The organism is Pseudomonas putida S13.1.2 (genome assembly GCF_000498395.2).
Taxonomy (GTDB): domain Bacteria; phylum Pseudomonadota; class Gammaproteobacteria; order Pseudomonadales; family Pseudomonadaceae; genus Aquipseudomonas; species Aquipseudomonas putida_Q.
Genome location: NZ_CP010979.1, coordinates 4,270,915 through 4,292,553 on the forward strand (window position 1 = coordinate 4,270,915; position 21,639 = coordinate 4,292,553).

The window sequence follows — 21,639 nt, forward strand, 5'->3', positions numbered from 1 at the left end:
ATGGCGACGACACAGGGCATGCAACCATTGGCGCGGGCAGTGCATGCTGCTGCACTGGGCCTGATCATCACCGGTGGCAGCCTGGCGGCAGTTGGGGCGCAAGCCGCCGGGCAGACCGCGCAGCAGAGCCGTACCTTTCAGGTACCAGCCGGTAACCTGAGCAGCGTCCTCGCCGAGTTCGCCAGCCAGGCGGGTATCACCCTGCCCATCGAACCGGGGCTGGTGGAAGGTTTGCGCAGCCCTGGCCTGAACGCCGCCACCAGCGTGCAAGACGGCCTGCACCAACTGCTGCAGGGCACAGGCCTGCAAGCTTCACCACAAGGCAATGGTCTGTACCTGCTGACACCGCAGGTTACAGGCACAGGCATGGAGCTGGGCGCTACCAGCATTACCGGGCAGGGCCTGTCGGCAACTACCGAGAACAGCGGCTCCTACACCACCGGCACAATGCAGACTGCCACCAAGCTGCCCCTGAGCCTGCGCGAAACGCCGCAGTCGGTCAGCGTGGTTACGCGCAAGCGCATGGACGACAAGGCCATGACGACTATCAGCGATGTGGTCAAAAGTGCGCCGGGGATTTTTCTCAGTAACTCCGGTGGCGCTGGGCGGCCTTCTTTCAGCGCCCGCGGTTTTGACGTCGACAACATCATGTACGACGGGTTTCCCACCAGCTTCCTGACCTACCTGCCCAGTGGGGAAGCGAACCTGGCCATGTATGACCGGGTGGAGATCGTACGCGGGGCCACCGGGCTGGCCCAAGGCGCCGGCAACCCCGGTGGTGCTATCAACCTGGTTCGCAAGCGCCCCACCCATGAATTTCAGGGCACGCTCACCGGCAGTGCTGGTAGTTGGGACGATTACACCGGCACGCTGGATGTCGGCGGCCCGCTCAATGAAACCGGCACCCTGCGTGCCCGCACCGTGGTCTCCCGGCAGGACGCCAAAAGCTTCCGTGATTCGGTAGAGAGTGATCACGACCTGTTCTACGGCGTGGTCGACGCCGACCTGAGCGAAAGCACCACCCTGACGCTGGGGGCCTACCGCCAGAAGAACCACACCAACTATATCTGGGGCGGGTTGCCCATGGCCCGGGGCGGCGGCCACCTCGGGCTGCCGCGCGACACCTTCCTGGGCCATGACTGGGAATATTCGGACAATCGCACAACCGGCTATTTCGCCACCCTGGAGCATGCCTTCGCCAACGACTGGTCGCTTCGCCTGGCGGCCATGCAGACGAAAACCGACACCGACGTATTGGCCTCTTCGGTATGGGAATACGATCGCCACTATCTATGGACAGAAGCCATGGAGCAAAAGGAAAAAGGCTACGACCTGGCACTCAGTGGCCCCTTCCAGTTGCTCGGCCAGACACATGACCTGACCCTGGGCGTCAGCAAGCGCCAGCTGGACTATCGCTCTGGCAAGGCCTGGAGCGACTACATCGACACGGGTAGCAACCCCTTCGAATGGAACCCCCGTGGTCATGCCAAACCGGATTACGTTACCGGCCCTGACGGCCTGCCCGAGACCACCACGCAGGACAGCGTTTATGCCAGCAGCCGCCTGCGCCTGACTGAACCACTGTCGCTGATTCTGGGTGGCCGTCTCGACTGGTATGAATTCGATGACAGCGAAAACAGTGAAGGCAACTACAAGATCACGCGTAACCTGACCCGCTATGCCGGCCTGATCTACGACCTGGACTCCCATCACTCGGTCTATGTCAGCTACACAGATATTTTCAAGCCGCAGACCAGCAAGGGCATGGACAGAAAAGTGCTCGACCCTGTGGTCGGTGAGAACTACGAAGTGGGCATCAAGGGCGAGTACTTTGGTGGCGCACTGAACGCCAGCCTGGCTGTTTTTCAAATTGACCAGAAGAACCGCGCCCAAGAGTTACCTGACAACAAGGGTTGCGGTTCAGGCGCCGCCAGCGCCTGCTACGAGGCGGCCGGCCTGGTACGCAGCAAGGGCATCGACCTGGAAATTCAAGGCGCCCTGACCGACAACTGGCAGCTGGCTGCCGGCTACACCTATACCCAGACAAAATACGTCAACGACGCCAACAAGGCCCGCGAAGGCGAAGACTTCGACCGTGCCAAACCGCGCCAGCTATTCAAGCTGTCCACGATCTACAACCTGCCCGGCGAGCTGCAGCGCTGGCGCGTTGGCGGTGATATCTACCAACAGAGCCGCATCCGTACCTCTGGGGGCGCCGGTGCTACTGCATGGCAAAACCAGCAGGGCTCGTACACGGTGGTGGGCCTGGTGGCAGGCTACAAGGCCAGCGAGCAGCTGGACCTGCAGGTGAACGTCAACAACCTGTTCGACCGTACCTACTACAGTAGCGTCGCCAACGGTGGGTGGAGCCCATACGACATCTACGGTGACCCACGTAACGTGAAACTGACTGCCCGGTACAGTTTCTAGTAGCCGGTTAATCGCCGCGCGCGTGCTGGGGGTGGCTGGTGCGGCGATGTCAGCGTTGCGGGGTCGAGGCTGCCGGTTAGAACCTTGCCCGCAATGCCACGTGGACGAAATACAGAGTGACAATTAATGCCGAGCGTTCTGGGTTACGGAACCTTCATGACCGGTAACTTCCCCTCACGAGAGAGACAATCGCCCCCAAGCCGAAGAGGAGCGTTTTCGACATCAGTGGGCGACAGATCACACTAGGGTTCGGGAAGAAATCTGTTCTCACGACTCCTTGGGAATATCCCGCAATTCAGCGAGTAATGCCGCCCTGCCACCAGGACCGGAGAATGGGGCAGACGAGCGTATTTGGCGCGCGCTCAATGAGGTTCAGGGGCAGGCATAGAGGTCGAGATATGCGCTCCGAGCATCCGTGGTTAGTGTTGCGAACTATAAGGGAATCCCGTACATTCATATGCGCACAGTAATTGAGACGCCCACGTTTCAGAAAGCGGCAGCCAGGTTGTGGTCTGAAGAAGAGCGCGTAGCTTTCATCGACTGGATTGCGATCAACCCGCTTGCAGGAGATGTCATACCCGGTGCAGATGGCGCGAGAAAAATACGTTGGAATCGCTCTGGCTGCGGTAAATCCAGCGGTACTCGAGTGATTTACTTCAACCTGCACGAAGATGAAATTGTGCTGTTGCTAACTGTTTATACCAAGGCCGAGCGCAGCAACATGAGCCCTGCCGACATCAGCAAGGTGGTATGAAATGCGTGATATTGAAAGTATTGCCAAGGCCATCGAGGCCGATGCAGGTGAACCGCTCCCTGACCTGCGTCAAGCACTCAAGGAAGCCAAGGTGGGCGCCGGACGGGTAACCACCCCAGAGCAGATTCTGGTGCGCCAGGCCCGCGAGCGATGCGGCCTGACCCAGGCTTCTTTTGCCGAGCGCATCGCAACGCCAGTGGCCACCCTGCGGGATTGGGAACAGGGCCGCTTCGTGCCTCCGGGTGGTGTATTGTGCCTTTTGCGCCTGATCCTCAAGCACCCTGAGCTATCACAGGAACTGGCCGAGATCTGACCGCAGTTTCCAATGGCGTTATCGCCTACCTTCGCGTCGGCGATAACGCCATCCCGATCGCTCAAAGCGCCATCATCTCGGCAATATCCCGCGCCACCTGATCCGCAGAATGGTCGAACATCGCCTGCTCCTGCGCATCCAGTGGCAACTCGATCACCCGCGCCAACCCTTGGTCTGCCAGTACACAGGGCACGCCCATGGCAATGTCCGCGCGCCCGTACTCGCCCTCCAGGATCGCCACCGCCGGCAGGATGCGGTTTCGGCCATTGGCGATGGCGTCGACCATCTGCGCGATGGCCACACCCGGCGCATCGCAGGCGCTGCCCAGCTTCTTCAAGCCCAGAATCTCACCGCCGCCCTTACGGGTGCGCTCGACAATCTGTTCGATCTGCTCGCTGGACAGGAAGTGCGACAGCGGCACCGAGCCGATCTGGCAGTAACGCATCAGCGGCACCATGCTGTCGCCATGCCCGCCCAGCACCAGCGCCGTGATATCCCGAGCAGAAAACCCGGTCTGTTCAGCGATGAAACACTTCATGCGCGCGGTATCCAGCACCCCCGCCTGCCCGAACACCTTGTCGCGCCCAAGGCCGCTGACGCTCCAGGCGCGGTAGGTGAGCACGTCGACCGGGTTGGACACCACCAGCACCGTGGCTGCCGGGGCATTGTGCTTGATGTCGGCCATGATGCTGTCGAGAATCGGCAGGTTGATGCTCAGTACATCCTGGCGCGACTGCCCGGGCTTGCGCGGCACGCCTGCGGTAATCACCACCAGCTCGGAGCCGTCCAGCATTTCGGCCTTGGCCCCGCCGTAAACCCGGGTATCGGAGCCTGATTCCACGGCTGCCTGCCACACGTCCAGCGCCTTGCCCTGCGCCAGCTCACCCTGCACGTCCATCAGCACCAGCTCACGACACAACTCGTCCCGGGCGATGATCTGCGCCGCCGCCTCGCCGACCAAGCCGGCGCCCACGATTGTTAGCTTGTTCACCTGACACCTCCCAGCGGCGCGTGCCACCAGGAACACGCCTGCATATACAGAGGAGTATTGACTGCTGGGGCTAAAAGGCCACCCGAAAGTGATGCCTGGCAATTGAACGAGCGCCCATTCGTCAGGAGCGGGTTCACCCGTGGAGAATGCGGCTGAAGAAGGCGAGCAATTAAACTACCAAGCCTGTACCAGGCAGTAGCGAACAAGCTGAAGTTCTACACTTTGCTTTTGCCTGAGCACCAGACCTACTGAGATGAATTTGTCCTGATCGTAAACTTCATAAAAAACACGATACCCGCTGGTATTCAGCTCGCGATAATGCAGTACCCCAAGATCACTGGCTTGGTCACTCACCGGATAGCCAAGGGGAGCAGCACAAAGCCTTGCGACAACCTCATCAAGCAAGGCTGAAACCGTTCGCAGGGCAGTTTCCGTTCCGTGATAGTCAGCCAGATAACGGACTTGGTCTTCAATACTTTGCTGTGCAGTTTCGGTGAAACGAATGTCGTAGGTGATCATTTAAAGCCCTGTTTCAAGTTTCAGAAAACCTCCTGCTCAAGCGGGCTTTTAGATCGTCTGCAGAACAATGTTTGCCTTGTGCGTACTCACGCGAACTGATAGCAAGCAGCTTGACCAGGGCAATGGCTTCGTCGCGTCGCTTACGATCGGCGTAAGACTCCACAACGTAAGCGGGAACACCGTTTTGCGTAACGACCAATGGCTCCTCAAGAGGCAGGTCGGCGGCGTGACGCTTTAGATAACTTATTGTTTCAACTCTCATGAGTTGAGACCCTCCACATTTTTTGCACCGTTATATCGGTGCTTGATATACCAAACTGCTCTATTGGATCGTTTAATATCGATTCGCCCATCCATGTTTTTTCGACTCGGTCACTCCCATTCAGGACAGTGAAACAACGGTAGCATACCATCGGTCCAAATCAAGACTTTTTTTAGACCGACCCTAATCGCTGTGCCGTTTGGCCACTGCGAGCGTGGCCCTGGCGGCGATGACGGCACTCCAGCCGATTCTTGCCAAGGGCCTGGGGCTTGTGGAGAGGTCCCAATACCAAGACCGACACCTGCCATGGCCCTTGTCAGAGCAACTGCCTTGCTCAGAACCTCAAAGCTCACGCGATCGCGCTGTAGATGCTTGTTGGCGGTCAAGCTTTTAGAAGGTGTTCAGAGCTGAACACCTTGGCCGACCCTCGCTTGATCGACCAGAGCGTCCGCCGCTTCGATTTCAACGTAGTTTGACTCCCCACCACCCTGTGCCCCCGACAACCAACCCCATACGAAATGGAGCCTAGTACGCCCCGCATCATCGACCCCGACCCTGCCGCGTGACCAACCGGCGAGCATTTCGCCGTCGTTAGTGATGCAGTGGTAAAGCAGCTCGATGGTATCGGGGCCAGTTACTCGGCCCACCTGATGGCCGGTCCGAATCCGGCCACCCTGGTAGGTGCTGGTGATCGCAACACCATCGACCTGGTAATGGAAAACCGTGCCAGTGCCAGACAGGCCCTGGGCATTGTTGGCGACGGCGAAACGACGATTGTGCAGCCGGTCTCTGACTTGGGCGAAAGTGCTTTCCATAGCGATGTATTCTCGATGTTGGATGGAACTGGGGGCAGCTAGCTGCCGGTAAATCAACGGACCAAGCTACGAACCACAACAAACAGTACTACCAGGCTCACAAGCCCAGAAGCAACCAGCCACCCGGTCGAGGCCATTGCCTGGAAAAACCCCGGGAAGAAAGGAATTTTCCCAAGCTTGACCAGCGCCAGGCAAAGCCATGGCATCAGGAGGATGTAAAGCAGCGGGATATAAACGATTGCCTGAAGGACTAGCGTCAATCCGCCGGCCCAGTCATTCCAGTGGTGGTTGGACATTGTGATTTCCTTTTCTTGAACGTGACGGGGAATCGTCCGCCTCTTGGTACCCCATACCGCCGGTAGTACACAAGGCATGAGGTCGATGCGGCCGGTGTAGGCGCTGGCTTGCCTGCGATGGGCTGCGCCGCAGCCCCATTCACCATACCTGCAAAAATATCCCCAACCCGCCCCAACGCGGTCATTTGTAGGAGCGGCCTTGTGTCGCGAAAGGGCTGCAAAGCAGCCCCAGTAATCTATACCTCCGCACCAAACACCGGGTGTACGGCAGCTGCCCTGCTCAACGCCTGAGACCTGGCACGCTCCCTGTGGGAGCGGGCGAGCCCGCGAACACGGGCGCAGCCCGTGCCATCCACCGTGATGCCTGCTCAACGGCTAGCCGGCGGCGCACTGCGGAGGAAGCACCAATCAGCAAAGGCCCAGCCTAATCAGCCGGGGCCTGACCACCCTGCTCCATCACCTTCCCACACTGCTCACTGGCCAATCGGCTGATGATCCGGATCGCTTGGTGAATGCCGGCAGTGTTGCGAAAGCTCAATTCCGGGTTGTGTTCGCACTCCAGCATTTCGTCATGCTGGACCAGGGCCTCGCCGAGCAGTTCGAGGGTCCAGGCGTAGCTTTGGATGGTGGAGAGGCGTTCTTGATCAGTCATGGCGTGCCTCCGGTTGGGCGGAGAGGAAGCGGGATTGGCTGACGGTGAAATAGCTGAGGGTCGTCGAGGAACGACGGAGGAGATCGGATGCGAGGTTCAGTAACGGACTTACGGTGGTCATGCATGAGTTCCTTTCGTGATGGAACTGCCACCGCTCGCGGCCAAGCAAGTTAAGGTGGCAGCAGTACGCGGGTTGGCCGACCGGGACGAAAGGAGCCCGGCACACCCGAAGGTGTCCCGCGCACCACCGCCATAACACGACATCGCGGGCACAAAAAAGCGCCTGCGATGAAGACTGGGCGCTGATGCGCCTTTCGATTCCGACCGGCCAAGGTCGCGTCGCCGATGCTTCGGCGACTGAGGGACTTTATTCCTGGGTGGCTGTTTTCGCAAGTTTTCGAGGATACGAAAGGGCTGCGCGTTTCGTAGGAAATTGCTCGCCACAAGTAACGCACTCACTCCAGGCCATATGCGGTCCGTGTAGGAGCTGGCTTGCCTGCGATGGGCTGCGCAGCAGCCCCCATACCCCGGCCTGGCAGGAATAACCCACCATCGGCCTCATCAGAAGGCGCCAGCTGCAACCCCGACATCTGGCCCATCACTCATCAAAGACCTCCCCTATCCCTCCAACTCATGGCCGTTCCGCTCCATCACCTTCCCACACTGCTCACTGGCCAACCGGCTGATAATCCGAATCGCCTGATGGATACCGGCCGTGTTGCGAAAGCTCAATTGCGGGTTGTGTTCGCACTCCAGCATTTCATCGTGCTGGACCAAGGCCTCGCCTAGCAGTTCGAGGGTCCAGGCGTAGCTTTGGATGGTGGATAGGCGTTCTTGATCAGTCATGGCGTGCCTCCGGTTGGACGGAGACAAAGCAGGATTGGCTGACGCTGACGTAGCCGGGGACTGTCGAGGCACGACGGTGGAGAACGAATGCGAGGGTCCTGCTTGGACTTGAGGTAAGCATGCATGAGGCTCCAAGTTTTAGTTGGAGCTGCCACGATCCTTCCTACGGGATTGGGTGGCAGCTGTGTGCGGGGTAGGAATACCGGGAAACTTGGAAACCCGGCCAGGCCGAAGCCTGCCCACACACAGCCGCCATGACACAGCACGGCAGACACAAAAAAGCGCCAGCTGTGGTGCAGGGGCGCCTAGTGCATGCGCCAAGTTTACCAACGGGTTCCTACGCCCGGTCACGGGATTTACCGTGACGCAGAGGTTTAGCCTCACATTGCGTGGTGGGGCAAGCATGGAAGTTGTAGGAAACGTCTCTGAATAATGTACGAACTGCGCCGAAGCAGCTGCTAACCGTACGGACGACTTCTGCATTTCTACTTACATGCCTGGGCTCATGGCCGACCCTCGCTTAATTGACCAGAGCATCCGCCGCTTCGACTTCAACGTAGTTTGACTCCCCACCACCCTGAGCCCCCGACAACCAACCCCATACGAAATGGAGCGTAGTACGCCCCGCATCATCGACCATGACCCTGCCACGTGACTAACCGGCGAGCATTTCGCCGTCGTTAGTGATGCAGTGGTAAAGCAGCTCGATGGTATCGGGGCCAGTTACTCGACCCACCTGGTGGCCAGTCCGAATCCGGCCACCCTGGTAGGTGCGGGTGATCGCAACACCATCGACCTGGTAATGGAAAACTGTGCCAGTCCCAGACAGGCCCTGGGCATTGTTGGCGACTGCAAAACGACGATTGTGCAGCCGGTCTTTGACTTGGGCGAAAGTGCTTTCCATAGCGATGTATTCTCGATGTTGGATGGAACGGGGAGCAGCTAGCTGCCGGAAAATCATCGGAGCAAGCTACGAACCACAACAAACAGTACTACCAGGCCCACAAGCCCAAAAGCAACCAGCCACCCGGTCGAGGCCATTGCCTGGAAAAACCCCGGGAAGAAAGGAATTCTCCCAAGCTTGACCTGCGCCAGACAAAGCCATGGAATCAGGATGATGAAAAGCAGCGGGATATAAACGATTGCCTGAAGGAATAGCGTCAGTCCGCCGGCCCAGTCATTCCAGTGGTGGTTGGACATGGTGATTTGCTTTTCTTGACCGTGACGGGAAATCGTCCGCCTCTTGCTACCCCATACCCCCGGTAGTACACAAGGCATGGGTTCGATGCGGCCGGTGTGGGAGCTGGCTTGCCTGCGATGGGCTGCGCAGCAGCCCCATACCCCGGCCTGGCAGGAATAACCCACCATCGGCCTTCGACAGAAGGAGCCAGCTGCAACCCCGACATCTGGCCCCCACTCATCAACGACCTCCCCTATCCCTCCAACTCATGGCCGTTCCGCTCCATCACCTTCCCACACTGCTCACTGGCCAACCGGCTGATAATCCGAATCGCCTGATGGATACCGGCCGTGTTGCGAAAGCTCAATTGCGGGTTGTGTTCGCATTCCAGCATTTCATCGTGCTGGACCAGGGCCTCGCCTAGCAGTTCGAGGGTCCAGGCGTAGCTTTGGATGGTGGAGAGGCGTTCTTGATCAGTCATGGCGTACCTCCGGTTGGGCGGAGGTGAAGCGGGATTGGCTGACAGCGAAGTAGCTGATGGCCGTCGAAGAACGACGGTGGAGAACGAATGCGAGGATCCTGGATGGACTTGAGATGAGCATGTATGCGGTCCTTTTCGATTGAAGCACCACGCTAACCGTCGCCAAACGATTAGGGTGGCAGCTGTACGCAGGTTGGCGAACCGAGGAAAAGGAACTCGGCAGACCCGAAGGTCTCCCACGCACAGCCGCCATTACACGAAACTGCGGACGCAAAAAAAGCGCCTGCAATCGTGGTCGGGGGCGCCGATGCGCCTTTTCGTTCGGGTCGCCAAACCCGGTCGCGGAATTGGCCGCGACTTGAGTACGGTATCGCTGCGGGGGTTGCAATGCAAGGTTCGGGGCTATGTGAATGGCCGCTCGAGATCGTAGGAAAAGTCAGAGAGAACGAGCTGGAAGATATTGCCCACCTCAAGCAACTGGCCTGCTCCCTTTGACTTTGCTTTCGATGCCGTCGTGGTTTGGAACTGCTGCAAGCAACCAGACTTAATGCCGCAATCGATCAGTTAGATGAAAATGGGATGAGACTTTATTTGCATCCCACATCAATCTCACTTTTCCTGACTGCTTATCCGTGCCCGTGGCGATGCCGGCCTCGACACTGCCTTCTTCGCTTTGACCGCCGCAGGGCTTTTCCCTCTTTTCGGTCCGGCCACCACGTAGGAACCAGCCAGCGGCGCGGCCACAGCGATTGGCCCACCCGCCTTCAACTGGCCGACATTGTTGCCAACGACCGTTGCAGTGGCCTTATCTTTGGCAGTCATCACCATTCCTATCCGCACGCCAAAGAGACGCAGCACGGCATCCAACGTGCTGAGCTTCGGATTTGACTTCCCGCTTTCCAGTTCGTACAGGCTTTTCGTGGACATCTTGCACATGGCCGCGAAGGTCTCTTGGTCAAGCCCGGTGACTTCGAGCCGCAGACGGCGGATGGATGTCCCAATGGAATCGAGCCCCGCCGCGTTGCGCTTGACAATATCCTCTACGAGCTGGGCGCGCTCTTCAGGCTGTAGTTTTTTCATCGCAGTCCCCACTCCACGAGTCGCTTATCCAGGTTATTCACGGGTAGAGAGGCTGCATTGCGCATCGATTCAGGAGCATCGGTCAGCAGATCGGGCAACGCCCTGAACTCCTCAGCCGCATTCTTCAACCGTTGCAGCAGAACATCGGAATCTGTGTAACCAACAAGCTCAGCGCAGTTGTCGCTCCAATTAGAAGACCCCTTGCGCTCCGCCGCCCACTTCGTCGTCCGTGTGATGCCCTCTTCATCCAGGATCATTGGCGCGAGGTCATAGATTGGCGCCAAGCGAAACCTCCCACCCACACGCATGATGGAGGTGTTGCGGCCGTGGTTATCGGTGTTCCCTAGAATGCGGTTCAGCAGATCGCGCCGCACGTACTCGAACACCAGGTCGTCTACCTCATCCTGCTGGCCGTTATCGATCCATAGACCTACCAGTCGGTGAACCACTTCGGCATGCGCCATCGGATGTGCGTAGCCGGTAATGCCGCAGATCGAGTACACCGACTCCAGCGGTATCCGCTGCACCACGCCATCCACTACTCGGCGATCAAATCGTGGCATCCAGAGGCTTGGCTTCACTGCCGCTTCAAGTGCCAAACCATCAGTGGGAACCGTATCCAGGCCGAGGGCAGCAACCGCCTTGTAGTAATGAAACTCTGTTCGCAGGATGTCCTGGTCGCGCTCGCCGCCTCGATTACGCGCGAACTTGATCAGCCAGTGGCGGCACGCCTGGTCATCAGGGAGCATTGCATCAGCGTACAAAGCACCGTCGTGGGCTTCGGTCATGACCAGCTTGGGAGCTTGCCCGTTGGCACCGGTAGCACCGCCTACCGCCGCGCCAGTTTCATAGGCGTACTCAAGAAATTCGTTCGTCCTGTCCACGACCTCAGCATGCGCGAAAGCTTCTTTCCGATCTGGCTGAAGGCCTTCAACCGACTCCTTGATGCGCAGGTGCCCAATAGGGGCCGGCGTGAAACGTTCTAGAAGGTACAGCCCCATTTCCACGCCTTCGGGCTTAAGACGCCCGTAGCGGGATTCAAGAGAATCCTTGGCAGCACCAGAGGGAATGATGTCGTAGAGGAATGCTGGATACCCTTTGCCGTCATGGTGGTCCCAGTTCAACGGAAGGTTAACGCTTAGGGCCAGTTCACAACGATCTTCCATGCGATCAATGTTGGCGATGATGTAATCGTCGTCGTATGCGACAAGGCACCTTCCATCAGCAACACGCTCGGGGTTCTCAACCGTGAGTGTCGCTGCATCGCTCCATGCACCATCGGAGAAAGCCTGGATCGTGAGTCTGAGCGGCATCGCGACACCGTTAATCAGTATTTTAATGCTGATTATCATAGTGCGGACGACAGAAACCGGCAATATTTTGCCGATTAAAAGCTTCAGGATGGAAAAACCCGGCACCACACTACCGATTATGCATTCACAGCGCGCGGGATGGTGCTAGAGGTTAGTTGCTGCGCCTGGGAAGCAGGAACTGCCTGTGGTTTGTTTATTTGCGTTGGGTCGGTGGTGGATGACACGGGCTTCGCCCGTGATCGCAGGTAAACCCGCTGCTACAGGGAGGGGCTGCCTTTAAAAATTGGTCGCGTGGTAGCGCTGACTGCAGGGGTTGGATAGGTTAAGTCCGACGTGTGCCGGCCTGCTGAGAAAAGACAGGCGCAAGAAAGCCCGCATTAAGCGGGCTATGGCCTGATAGCAAAATCACCATCGGCCAAATTGTCTGGTGCCGGAGACAGACGGACGGTTGTTGGCCGTGAGGGCCCGGTTTTCGCGGGGCTGGAATTTGGTGGATTTTTTTGTGTACCTCATAGAGTATCTACAAACAAATCAGCTAGTTATGGCTTTCAGTGGAATCGAATCGGGAATTGCGGAGGTCCCAGTGAGAGCTACGCCCACTCGCTTCAAATGCTAGGTGAGGAGTGGCAGAAAACGCCCCGAATCTGCCCTTCACCAGGTGCTCGGCACCGCGCTTCAGGCATGCCTGAAACGGTAATGGGCTCAAGTCTATCGGTAGCCAGTCCCCACCGCGCATGAAACTAATACTGGGAGCCAACGAAAACCAGCTGGTACCTGAAGTCCTCTACGAGAAATTGCTGTCCCGATCGCTTGTCCATACTGCACAATCGGCGTGGCACCGCGGTGTGCTAACTGAGATCAGATTTGGACGATTGGCGCTGCAGCGAGACTAAAATGACACTCCTGACATTGACAGACACCTCAGGTGCTAGAAATGGCGGAAAGTTTGTTACTTTTGGCCGAAACAAAGCCTAAACATTGATCATGGGCGCTATAGAAAAACGACCGCTGCATCAGTCAAGGTGGTTCCACTATGACAATAAGTACAATAGATACAAAGATACTGTGGGGACGAGCTGGCGGCCGGTGCTCCAAGCCAGGTTGTGGGGATGACCTTACGGTACTTGTGGGCACAGGGCGTTATATTGTTGGCGAAATGGCCCACGTTATCGGCAGCAAACCTACTGCTGCACGAGGAACACCGGAAGGCGGAGAAGACACTTACGACAACCTAATACTCCTCTGCCCCACCCACCATACACATATCGACAAGTCTCCAGAAGGAACGTACTCGGTCGAACTACTTCACGAGTGGAAGAAGGCACACGAGGATATTATTAGCAACGCGGGCAAAACTGTCAAATACGATAGCTATGGAAAACTTCAAATTGAAATAGCACGCATCCTCATCACCAACAAATTAATTTTTGACACTTATGGCCCTCATAGTGCCACGGCACAATCGGACCCAAACTCCAACGCTTATTTAATATGGGAGTTGAGGCGCATTGACCGAATCATACCGAACAACCAAAAAATCCTGAACATTATCGATGCAAACATCGATCTTATTAATGACATATCAGCAATTCGAGCCATTGAGAAATTCCGCTTGCATGCAGAATCCTTTGAGAAACATGTTTACCACAGGATGGACTCATACCAACTATTCCCCTGTGAATTTTCGGAGATATTTTCATTATGACCAATGGCACCAACTCGTGGGGTGTTTCCTACAGCCGAATTGCCTGGTTAGAAAAAGCTATTAAATCTCATGATAACGTAGCTAGCCTCTCTCGCCATGACGATATCATAATAGAAGTAACGCGAAAAAAAGGATGTCCTTTAGTTATAATATGCCTAGATGAGTACACCCTTGGAGAGGCTGCTGCTAGACGGGTGATGCAAGAATTTCCTTCTGTAAACTTCATCTCGGTTGGTGGGAACTGGAATGGATACGCCCCTGAAGCAAAAGACCTATGCCTATCCCACAGAATTGGTCTATTTAATTCTAGCGAACTATCTGGAGCTCTTTTCAAAGATGAATTCTGGAAATATCATAAAAAAGATAAAGAAGGGAATCCTGTATATCCATTCAAGACACCATGACCTATTAGAAATATACGGATTCGGTTCATTTTTTCGAAGCGAAGAAGCGAATGATTGCGATCTTTTGCTCGTCGTTAGCAACGACTGCATAGATCTTGGGCGACTACATGCAGAATTAAGCAAAGCTTTCCAACTATTAGGCAGTAGACTATCCCTGCCATTTGATCTCACAATTCTAACCGAGCGCGAGCATCAGAGAAAACCGCTCAGAGAACACGACATTTTGATACCTTTATCAAAGAAATTCTTGAAAGCATCTAATTGCAAACGACAAAACCCCCGATAAACGAGGACTGCAGCCTGGAATTTTGCAAAAGAATTTATGGTATCTGAATCGCGCTCGGTTTAGGCAGCGAATAACTTCCTGCTTCAAATGTCTCTCTGCGGGACGTCGTCTGACATAAGCCTGGGTGCGGGCGTCTGTCCGAAGCCGTCCAATTCTCGAAAGGAAAGCAGCTCCACTCGCTAAGCCTGCCCCGGGCTCTGGACTGTCTTCCTATAGGCGCTTACCTTTTCCAAGCCATATGGAGCTACAATGCCATCATCGAGCTCTCGAACCTTGATGCTTCGAGGGCACTCTCAACTATTCAGGGATTAGAAATGGGCAGAGCTATTGATCCAACACTTTTCGAGCATGGATTTATTAACGAAAGCACTCTATTCAAGAGAATGTTTTCTCATAACGCCCTAGTATTTGCTTACAGAGAGAAATTTAAAAACTCACAAGCTAAAGGTGTCGATAGAATCAATGGATTTCAATACTTATCCAGATCGAGCCTAGAACTAGAGAAAGTCTCACAAAAATGCTTGGACGGTTCATTTAGGTTTTCGCCATTTTTGGAAAAATTGAAACTGAAAGGTCGAGGCAAACACCCGCGCGTCATAGGAATACCAACCATAAGAGACCGCATTGTGTTGCATCAAATCCACAAATATCTGGCTATAGTATTTCCTGATACCGTACCCCGAAATGTGGCCAGCACATACGTGCGAGCCGTAGCTGAAGATATAGCAGAGCTAGACATTTCAAAAACCTTGATCTGTTGCACCGATATTGAAAAATTCTATGACTCAATACAACAACCAAGATTGATTCGTCTGCTTAAGAAAAAAATAACCTGTGAACCGGCTATTTCCTTAATATCGCACGCTCTACAAACACCCACAATCCCGAAAAACACGCGCCGAACCCAATATTCAAGCTACCGGCAAGACTTAGGTGTACCTCAAGGACTGGCCATCTCCAACATTCTTGCCGCTATTTATATGGCAGAAGTAGACGACGTCATGAGGGCCATCCCTGGTATAACGTACTATCGCTACGTCGATGACGTCCTCATGTACGGCGACCCCGACACCATTACTTCTGCCTACATCTCGCTACGCGGACGTCTACGTACCCGCGGGCTCACCTTACATCGCCGAAATTCCGACAAAACCTATATCGGTAGAATTGATAAAAAATTCTCTTATCTAGGTTACGAATTCCGACTACCAAAAATTACAGTTCGAGACTCGACTTTTGAGCGATTCCTACAAACTATAGCCGCCAAGGTCAGCGACTTTAAGCACAACTATTCGCGTAGACTGGAAAAGCACAAATATCTGAATAAAGAACGCCTTGTGGAGATTTTCTTTCTAGAGCTAAACGAGAAAATTACAGGCGCCCTTAGTGGAAACAAACGTTACGGCTGGATAGCTTATTTCAACCAGATCACTGACGAACGACTTCTTCATCAAATGGATCAAGCGATCTTACGGATGGTCAGCAGGGTACCAGCCCTCATCGAAGGGGGTAGTCCGCCTCTGAAGAACCTCGTACGTGCTCACTTCGAAATGAAATTTAGCCCCAGAGCTGGCTACATTCGCGATTATGATTTGAACGTCAGCATTGCGCAAAAACTACGGTTTCTTGAGATCCGGGGCCGAGTAGACCCAGCTACCCCATTGACTGAAGCTCAGATCAATGAGCGCTATGAATCCTACGTGAAATTCGTACTGGCAAAAATGCATGAGGACGAGGGTGAAGTTTACTAGTTTTGATGTATATTATCCGCGGGTGGCGCCTACCGCTGACGCGGTACCTTTGGTCTCTAGGGCCAAAGCGGAAGTGCTCCGGGCTCTGAAAATGGGCGTGACACAAAGTGTTATACCTCCTGTCGGCTCACCCAGTGAGTGCTGCAGGAGAGGATCTGACTGAAAACCTTAGGCGCCCCCACCTTACAATGTTTCAGGATGAACCATGTCAACGTACCTTAAAAGTCTTCAAGATGATGTCTGGCGGACATCCAGTTCCCGTTATCACGCTGCTCGTCGTTTGAAAAGGAAAGAAATTTTTTCAACGATAAGCTTGGCTTTCTTTTCTGCATTAAGCATTGCTTTAGCCGTCATACAGCAAACTTATTCTACTGAGGTAAGTGCTACACCTGGGCTGAACAACTACTTGACGTCCATTTCTATTCTATCTGGCATATTCATCCTTATTATTTCCCTAATGGAGTGGGGTGCCAGAAACGGGTCGAACGCAGATGCCCTTTACAAAAACGCGCAAGAACTGAATGCGCTTCGCAAAGAAATCAGCCTCGAAGCCTCTAGAGCGAATATATCTGAAGGCGATTCCTGGACATCCTCAAAAGAATATCTTCGCCGCTATGAGGAAGTTAAAAACCGCTGCGATATTAACCACGCACCCATTGACGATTTTTACTTTGTAAGCCAACACAGGAAATCACCAGAATTCGCGACAAAGAAAATTGAGTGGTATAGCGCTTACTGGACTTCATTCAGATGGCAGCTTTCTAGCATCTGGTATTACTTGATTCTCTGGTCCATTATTTTCATGTCTATGATCCCCGTAGTCACAAGTATCAATTTTATTTCTACAGCCTCATGCGGCAGCAGTTAAGGCTAGTTGAGACTGCAGAATGTATATCACCGACATCATCTACAAGCCTGCAAATTTGACGCCTGCGACACGCGTTTGAGTGCGTGGCGCGGCCGGGCTCTTGGCCGGTCAGAACGGTATGTCGTCATCAAATGAATCTGCGGGTTTTGAGAAAACCTTCTTAGCAGACCTCTTTTGCACGGCAGCTTTTACTTGATCTTCATTCGAAAGAATGAAATCAACTCCGTCTGACGTAACTGAATAAGTATAATATTCGTAGTCATACTCTTGATTGTATGAAACGGCTTTCTCGACAAGGCCAAGGCGCTCTAACTTAACTGCAGCTATGGTGAGGTGCGGATCGTTATTATCATGCCCAAATAATTCTTGCGCAGAAACACTCTGTGAAAAAGAAGATTTCTGGAATACGGCCATAAGAAACCGAAACTCATCATCTCCAATCACATAATCGAAGGCTGTTTTCTTTGTTCTTACTTTAATTATTTCAGAGTCTTCTGATGCCAGCCCTAGACGCTTTATTTCTTTACTAATCTTGATGCAGGGGGCATTAAGAGCCTGTGTTAAATCATTATCTGATCTATCGCCGTCATAGTCAGCAGGGGTGAGACCGAGCAAGTCTGTTGGAAAGTGCATGACAACCCCTCTCGGCTTAACAATGAAGCACCTTTCCCTACTCAAACTACCGATGAAAAGTCCAAGCTCGAACAAAACGTTATCACGAGCTACAACATGACTCTGCTCTCTGATGGTAGATACGTCATCGGGCGTGAATACAAAAACCGCAAAATCTACGGTTTTAGATTTAACCATTAATTCATCAATTGTGTATGACGACAGTCCAAAGCTGGCTTTCCAATGAACCAGTTCCACATCGTGGTCCAAGCATTCATTAATAGCGTTAGCTACGCCAAGCCCCTCAACAGATGATGCTAAGAACACTCTAGGTTTTCTCATTCTGGCACGCCTATCCTTACTAACCCTAACATTTTCTCCACGCTTGGCTGTCGTGTCAACCAGCAAAAACAAGAGGTAGCTTCAAGCTTAAATTTCGAGTGACATCAGTGAACGGGCCACCCACCTAGCTTTACTAGGGAGGCAGTAGCCCTGGTCGCTAGAGCCGCATCTAAATAACTACTAATAATAAAAACATTAGCTTGAGCTTCAGCATGCGCCCAAACATACTCCTCTTTCCCTACCAGATTTAAACACCTCAAAGTCATATGAAAGGCACAATTGAAGTTAAGAGCAATTTAAGCTCTTCTACCCAGCTTCGACTTTGCAAAGCCGTGATACCCATTGACAGAACGGCAACAAAAAGAGCCAAAACGGTTAAAACTTGTGTTTTCTTTTGCGCCTCTACGCTCTCACGAATGCTGATGATATTTGCTACTTGGTCAAAATGTTCTCGAATAGAATGTTCCTCCACAAGAATTGTATCGCTGTAATGGTCAGTGGCCTGCACAAAAAACCGCCGCAGCGATCGCAAGTCTTTCTTAGGTCCTCGACTTGGCGCACTGTAATCACCATATCGATAAAAAAAATTCGAAGAATGACTTGCGCGCCTCTTTAATTCCGATGCGATCACTGGTGCCCCTAGAGATTGATCAAAGAATTTTTGAATATCCTCAAGCACTCTCAACTGCTTTACCTTGCTGATCCTTGAGAGCCGTAAAGAGCTGCGACTGAGTTTAAGGGCTTTTAGATTCTCAGTGAGGTATCCAAGCACACTGTAGTTAGCCAGCACATCTGAAAACACTTCAACAGCGTAACTTACATACTTGCGCCCACCCTCACCATAGTGCTTGTAGTCTTGAGATTCAGTTTCCGCCTCGCAGATTGAGGAAATTAGATGTACTCCTTCACGCCGAATCCCACTTTTACCCAGAGTAAATTTTAGACCACCTTTAGAAGGTTTAGACCAAACCTCAGTAGGCCGCACGTTGAATACCAAGTCTTGCCATGACTCAAAGGGAGCACCGCGCCCCAAAAACAGTGGCTCTAGTTTTGTAACCACAAGTTCCGCTGTGGGCATCGCATCTGCAGATACCCCGCAAAAGTAACCAGGCATAGTCTTGCCGAACCACACCTTCGCCATTTCTTTAAATTCTGACCTAGCCCCCTCAACAGCCTCACGCTTCAAATCACGAGGGCCGCGACGAGAAATGACCCTCCCCCCCCTGAAGAAGCGACCTTTATATTCTTTCTTTAGCCCACAAAAATAGACATCCTTTAAACTCTCATTCAAAACAAAGGCAACCACTACACAGGTTATTGCCGGAGTAAATTGATGAATATCGACCTTCAGGAATCTCACTTCCTTCGGAAGGTCCATTTTATTATGTGTAAGAACAAACTCACGACTCTCTTTAGAGTCAGCTACAACCCCAATATTGTACCAAGCGTTGCCGCTGCCATACTCACGTTGCCTGCGCACCCAATCAGCCGCCGACTCGCGCCTTGGAAAACCAAGACCTGCGCTCCACTGGAGCTTATCTAGGCTTTCACATAAAGCGTCCACCTCACTAGGACCGTAAAATTCGGCAGCCCAAAACACCTCAACACGAGCTTCTTCATCTTGGTCAGGGAGAGTCTCAGCATTTTCCGCACGATCCAAGAGAGAATAACTTTCTCTATCTGAAGTAAAACGAGATACAAGATTTGGAAAGCACCATCTCACTCGCCAACTCAGCTGATTTCTAAGGCGCTGAACCGTTGATAAAACACCGAAGTCATTTCCCATCTACTGAATTTCCATTTCCGCGCATAAGTTTTTCCGATTATTGCAGAGCAAAGCCTTAAGACTTAATCACCCCTGGTTTCTTAGACACTCTCCAAGCTCCGAAGATCAAGTTTCTCATACTCTACTGACGGCAGCTCATGGTGCTGTGAATCCCCCTCGGCTTTTGATGATACTCGGTGAGCTCTTCCGGCCCCTATCTGCACTTCCTGAAGGGCAGCTATGGGTCGATTACTGTCAGTCCTGACTGTCAATATCAGATCCTCGCTCAGAGGTTGAACACCCATGTTTTTTGTAAACGGCGAACGAGTAACCGCACGGTCAGAAAATAGTAGTATCGCTTCATCCTGCTGTGTCGATCTAGGCGATGCTCTAGAAACCAAACCAAATGCTTTCTCTGCCAGGCCCAAGGGGTCTCTCGCTGCCAGCGACCTGCAATTTCAGACTGGATAAGCGTTGCCTGCCGCAGATGGCGTTCCCGCGTTGCACGCGACCCGGTCAGCACGCCAGCCAAGATCAACTCCATATCGAATGGTTTGCTCATGTCCGTCCTCCAATGTAGGCCGCGACCACGTCGATCCGACCGTGCCCCAGCTCGTGGCTGATTCGCCTCCGGGCCTCGCGATCAAGGTTCCTGTCAACCTGGCAGCATTGGCCATCGTTGATGGGCGCGCGGTGTTGAGTGATTTGCTCATAGCGCTCACATGCGTATGCCGCTCGTAGCTCATGGAATCCTTTGAGGTTGCGTGTGTGCAGGATGTCCCGCGCAGGGCGGATGATTTCTTGCAGAACATTGAGATAGCTTTCGTGTGGCGCAATCAGGTTACGGCTACCTGCAGGCGACAAATGCTCTGCAAACCCGAGTGCACCTCGAACATGGTCGTCCACCGCAATCCAACGTGGCGCAGAGGCGCCGGCGCGGCCGCCTTTGGTGCCATCCTGAATGTTAATTCTGCCTAGCTCGTTAGCCTCACGGCTTAGCCGTGGCAGGTCAGCCAAGATAGCCTCACGCAAGCGCATGCCGGTGGCTCGCGCCAACAGAACGATTGCAGCGGCCCGTTGCTGATGATTTCTGCAGAGCGCATTGACGATCTCTTTAACCTGGTCGCGTTCTTGGCCCTGCGGCACTGATTGGCGAATCCCGGTGCGCTGCACACCCAACGCCTTGCTCGGACTGGGTAACTTAACGTACTGATCACCGCGAAGCGCTGCCATAGTCCTGTTAACGCTGGATAGCCGGTTTTGTGCGGTGCTGATGGCGAGGTCACCGCGCTCAACCGCACCGCGCAGATACGCCGCAGAGGCGGTCAGCACCTTTCGATCGATTTGTCGCGCGTCATTGATACCGGGTCCCTGTTCGGAGCGGCACCACTTCACGAATGCCTGCCACCGATCACAGTGTGCCTTCACCGTGCCGTAGTGGCCGCTGCCGAACATGTCTTTCTGCGCTTGCGACCCTGCGTAGCTCAATTGCCTGCCGTAGCCGAAATTACGGCCATCGCGTCGACCCACCAATGCCATATCGCTCACCTCATTTTCTGCTCTCCAGTCCTCGCCCCACGTCATCCCGCCAAGAATGCTGAGTGTTATCAGGGATCAAGGCCCCTGCGACCTGTGGGGAGTGTCCTCTACGCGGGACTGGCGACTCCTTACGTCCGGGAGCAAGGGCATCTCATGATCTGGCCTCCTGAGCACCGTTACCGGTGGGCGGGTGGAGGCTGCATTGGCCGACGAGACCAGTGCCGCGAGATCCTGAGCCATGTGCAAGCAGCAATGCGATGACCGGGGCATGCCTGACTGTCAGTCAGGTGCAGTCCATTCCCTGGTCTGCGGCACCATCATCTACAAGGCTGTTGCTGGTGACATCGGCGTTTGTCACGCCGATTGTCACGAGTGGAGTAGCCGCAAAGCCATGTGCGATAAGGGCTGCAGCAGTGTTAGAAGCGCCCGTATTTT

General features: G+C 53.9%; 22 protein-coding genes and 1 pseudogene. 7 read left to right on the top strand and 16 right to left on the bottom strand.

Going from position 1 to position 21,639, the window contains the following annotated elements:
* From N805_RS18865 to N805_RS18875, 3 genes are all read left to right on the top strand, one after another.
* Positions 1 to 2,430: a TonB-dependent siderophore receptor gene (locus tag N805_RS18865; RefSeq protein WP_033692291.1), complete on the top strand. Its 2,430-nt coding sequence runs from the start codon at positions 1 to 3 to the stop codon at positions 2,428 to 2,430.
* A 457-nt stretch (positions 2,431 to 2,887) separates the two neighbouring features.
* Positions 2,888 to 3,184, top strand: a complete 297-nt coding sequence (locus N805_RS18870) for a DNA-binding protein (protein ID WP_026034476.1) — start codon at positions 2,888 to 2,890, stop codon at positions 3,182 to 3,184.
* 1 nt (position 3,185) lies between these two features.
* Positions 3,186 to 3,497 carry a helix-turn-helix domain-containing protein gene (locus N805_RS18875; protein ID WP_019471683.1) on the top strand — a complete coding sequence of 104 codons (312 nt, stop codon included), beginning with the start codon at positions 3,186 to 3,188 and terminating at the stop codon, positions 3,495 to 3,497.
* A 61-nt stretch (positions 3,498 to 3,558) separates the two neighbouring features.
* On the opposite strand, the gene N805_RS18880 is transcribed toward N805_RS18875, so the two are convergent.
* The 12 genes and pseudogenes from N805_RS18880 to N805_RS18930 all read right to left on the bottom strand — a co-directional run bounded on the left by N805_RS18880 (position 3,559) and on the right by N805_RS18930 (position 12,037).
* Positions 3,559 to 4,488 (bottom strand): malate dehydrogenase, encoded by a 930-nt coding sequence (locus N805_RS18880; protein WP_026034477.1) that lies wholly within the window; start codon positions 4,486 to 4,488, stop codon positions 3,559 to 3,561.
* 174 nt (positions 4,489 to 4,662) lie between these two features.
* Positions 4,663 to 5,007, bottom strand: a complete 345-nt coding sequence (locus N805_RS18885) for a type II toxin-antitoxin system RelE/ParE family toxin (RefSeq protein WP_019471685.1) — start codon at positions 5,005 to 5,007, stop codon at positions 4,663 to 4,665.
* A 13-nt stretch (positions 5,008 to 5,020) separates the two neighbouring features.
* Entirely contained in the window at positions 5,021 to 5,269 is a 249-nt protein-coding gene (locus N805_RS30065; RefSeq protein WP_080956824.1) for a type II toxin-antitoxin system Phd/YefM family antitoxin, read from the bottom strand.
* A gap of 401 nt (positions 5,270 to 5,670) precedes the next feature.
* Entirely contained in the window at positions 5,671 to 6,084 is a 414-nt protein-coding gene (locus tag N805_RS18890; protein ID WP_019471687.1) for a hypothetical protein, read from the bottom strand.
* 53 nt (positions 6,085 to 6,137) lie between these two features.
* Positions 6,138 to 6,380, bottom strand: coding sequence for a hypothetical protein (locus tag N805_RS18895; protein WP_019471688.1), 243 nt, complete (start codon positions 6,378 to 6,380; stop codon positions 6,138 to 6,140).
* A gap of 424 nt (positions 6,381 to 6,804) precedes the next feature.
* A complete protein-coding gene (locus N805_RS18900; RefSeq protein WP_028614148.1) occupies positions 6,805 to 7,032 on the bottom strand; it encodes a hypothetical protein in 228 nt (75 codons plus the stop codon).
* A gap of 618 nt (positions 7,033 to 7,650) precedes the next feature.
* Positions 7,651 to 7,878, bottom strand: coding sequence for a hypothetical protein (locus N805_RS18905; RefSeq protein ID WP_019471225.1), 228 nt, complete (start codon positions 7,876 to 7,878; stop codon positions 7,651 to 7,653).
* 520 nt (positions 7,879 to 8,398) lie between these two features.
* Positions 8,399 to 8,782, bottom strand: a pseudogene (locus tag N805_RS18910) (hypothetical protein).
* Between the two features lie 53 nt (positions 8,783 to 8,835).
* Positions 8,836 to 9,078: a hypothetical protein gene (locus N805_RS18915; RefSeq protein ID WP_019473640.1), complete on the bottom strand. Its 243-nt coding sequence runs from the start codon at positions 9,076 to 9,078 to the stop codon at positions 8,836 to 8,838.
* Positions 9,079 to 9,311: 233 nt separating this feature from the next.
* On the bottom strand, positions 9,312 to 9,539 hold the full coding sequence (locus tag N805_RS18920; protein ID WP_019471225.1) for a hypothetical protein: 228 nt from the start codon (positions 9,537 to 9,539) through the stop codon (positions 9,312 to 9,314).
* Between the two features lie 609 nt (positions 9,540 to 10,148).
* Positions 10,149 to 10,619, bottom strand: coding sequence for a helix-turn-helix domain-containing protein (locus N805_RS18925; RefSeq protein ID WP_019471224.1), 471 nt, complete (start codon positions 10,617 to 10,619; stop codon positions 10,149 to 10,151).
* Positions 10,616 to 12,037 carry a type II toxin-antitoxin system HipA family toxin gene (locus N805_RS18930; protein WP_080956866.1) on the bottom strand — a complete coding sequence of 474 codons (1,422 nt, stop codon included), beginning with the start codon at positions 12,035 to 12,037 and terminating at the stop codon, positions 10,616 to 10,618. Before N805_RS18930 ends, N805_RS18925 begins: the two co-directional genes overlap by 4 nt.
* Before the next feature lie 928 nt (positions 12,038 to 12,965).
* On the opposite strand from N805_RS18930, the gene N805_RS18935 reads away from it, so the two are divergent.
* The 4 genes from N805_RS18935 to N805_RS30575 all read left to right on the top strand — a co-directional run bounded on the left by N805_RS18935 (position 12,966) and on the right by N805_RS30575 (position 16,946).
* Positions 12,966 to 13,637: an HNH endonuclease gene (locus N805_RS18935; RefSeq protein ID WP_033692138.1), complete on the top strand. Its 672-nt coding sequence runs from the start codon at positions 12,966 to 12,968 to the stop codon at positions 13,635 to 13,637.
* Entirely contained in the window at positions 13,634 to 14,041 is a 408-nt protein-coding gene (locus N805_RS30570) for a hypothetical protein (protein WP_155412702.1), read from the top strand. The genes N805_RS18935 and N805_RS30570 overlap by 4 nt, the downstream gene beginning before the upstream one ends.
* Positions 14,042 to 14,641: 600 nt before the next feature.
* A complete protein-coding gene (locus N805_RS18940; RefSeq protein ID WP_026034431.1) occupies positions 14,642 to 16,078 on the top strand; it encodes a reverse transcriptase domain-containing protein in 1,437 nt (478 codons plus the stop codon).
* Positions 16,079 to 16,283: 205 nt separating this feature from the next.
* Positions 16,284 to 16,946, top strand: a complete 663-nt coding sequence (locus tag N805_RS30575; protein WP_155412703.1) for an SLATT domain-containing protein — start codon at positions 16,284 to 16,286, stop codon at positions 16,944 to 16,946.
* 108 nt (positions 16,947 to 17,054) lie between these two features.
* Here N805_RS30575 and N805_RS18945 read toward each other — a convergent pair whose 3' ends face one another.
* From N805_RS18945 to N805_RS18960, 4 genes are all read right to left on the bottom strand, one after another.
* Positions 17,055 to 17,900, bottom strand: coding sequence for a TIR domain-containing protein (locus N805_RS18945; protein WP_026034430.1), 846 nt, complete (start codon positions 17,898 to 17,900; stop codon positions 17,055 to 17,057).
* A gap of 262 nt (positions 17,901 to 18,162) precedes the next feature.
* Complete coding sequence (locus N805_RS30580; protein WP_155412704.1) at positions 18,163 to 19,686, bottom strand: hypothetical protein; 1,524 nt, start codon at positions 19,684 to 19,686, stop codon at positions 18,163 to 18,165.
* A gap of 265 nt (positions 19,687 to 19,951) precedes the next feature.
* Positions 19,952 to 20,227 carry a hypothetical protein gene (locus N805_RS18955; RefSeq protein WP_019471217.1) on the bottom strand — a complete coding sequence of 92 codons (276 nt, stop codon included), beginning with the start codon at positions 20,225 to 20,227 and terminating at the stop codon, positions 19,952 to 19,954.
* Complete coding sequence (locus N805_RS18960) at positions 20,224 to 21,204, bottom strand: integrase domain-containing protein (RefSeq protein WP_028614147.1); 981 nt, start codon at positions 21,202 to 21,204, stop codon at positions 20,224 to 20,226. The genes N805_RS18955 and N805_RS18960 overlap by 4 nt, the downstream gene beginning before the upstream one ends.
* Positions 21,205 to 21,639 lie beyond the last annotated feature (435 nt).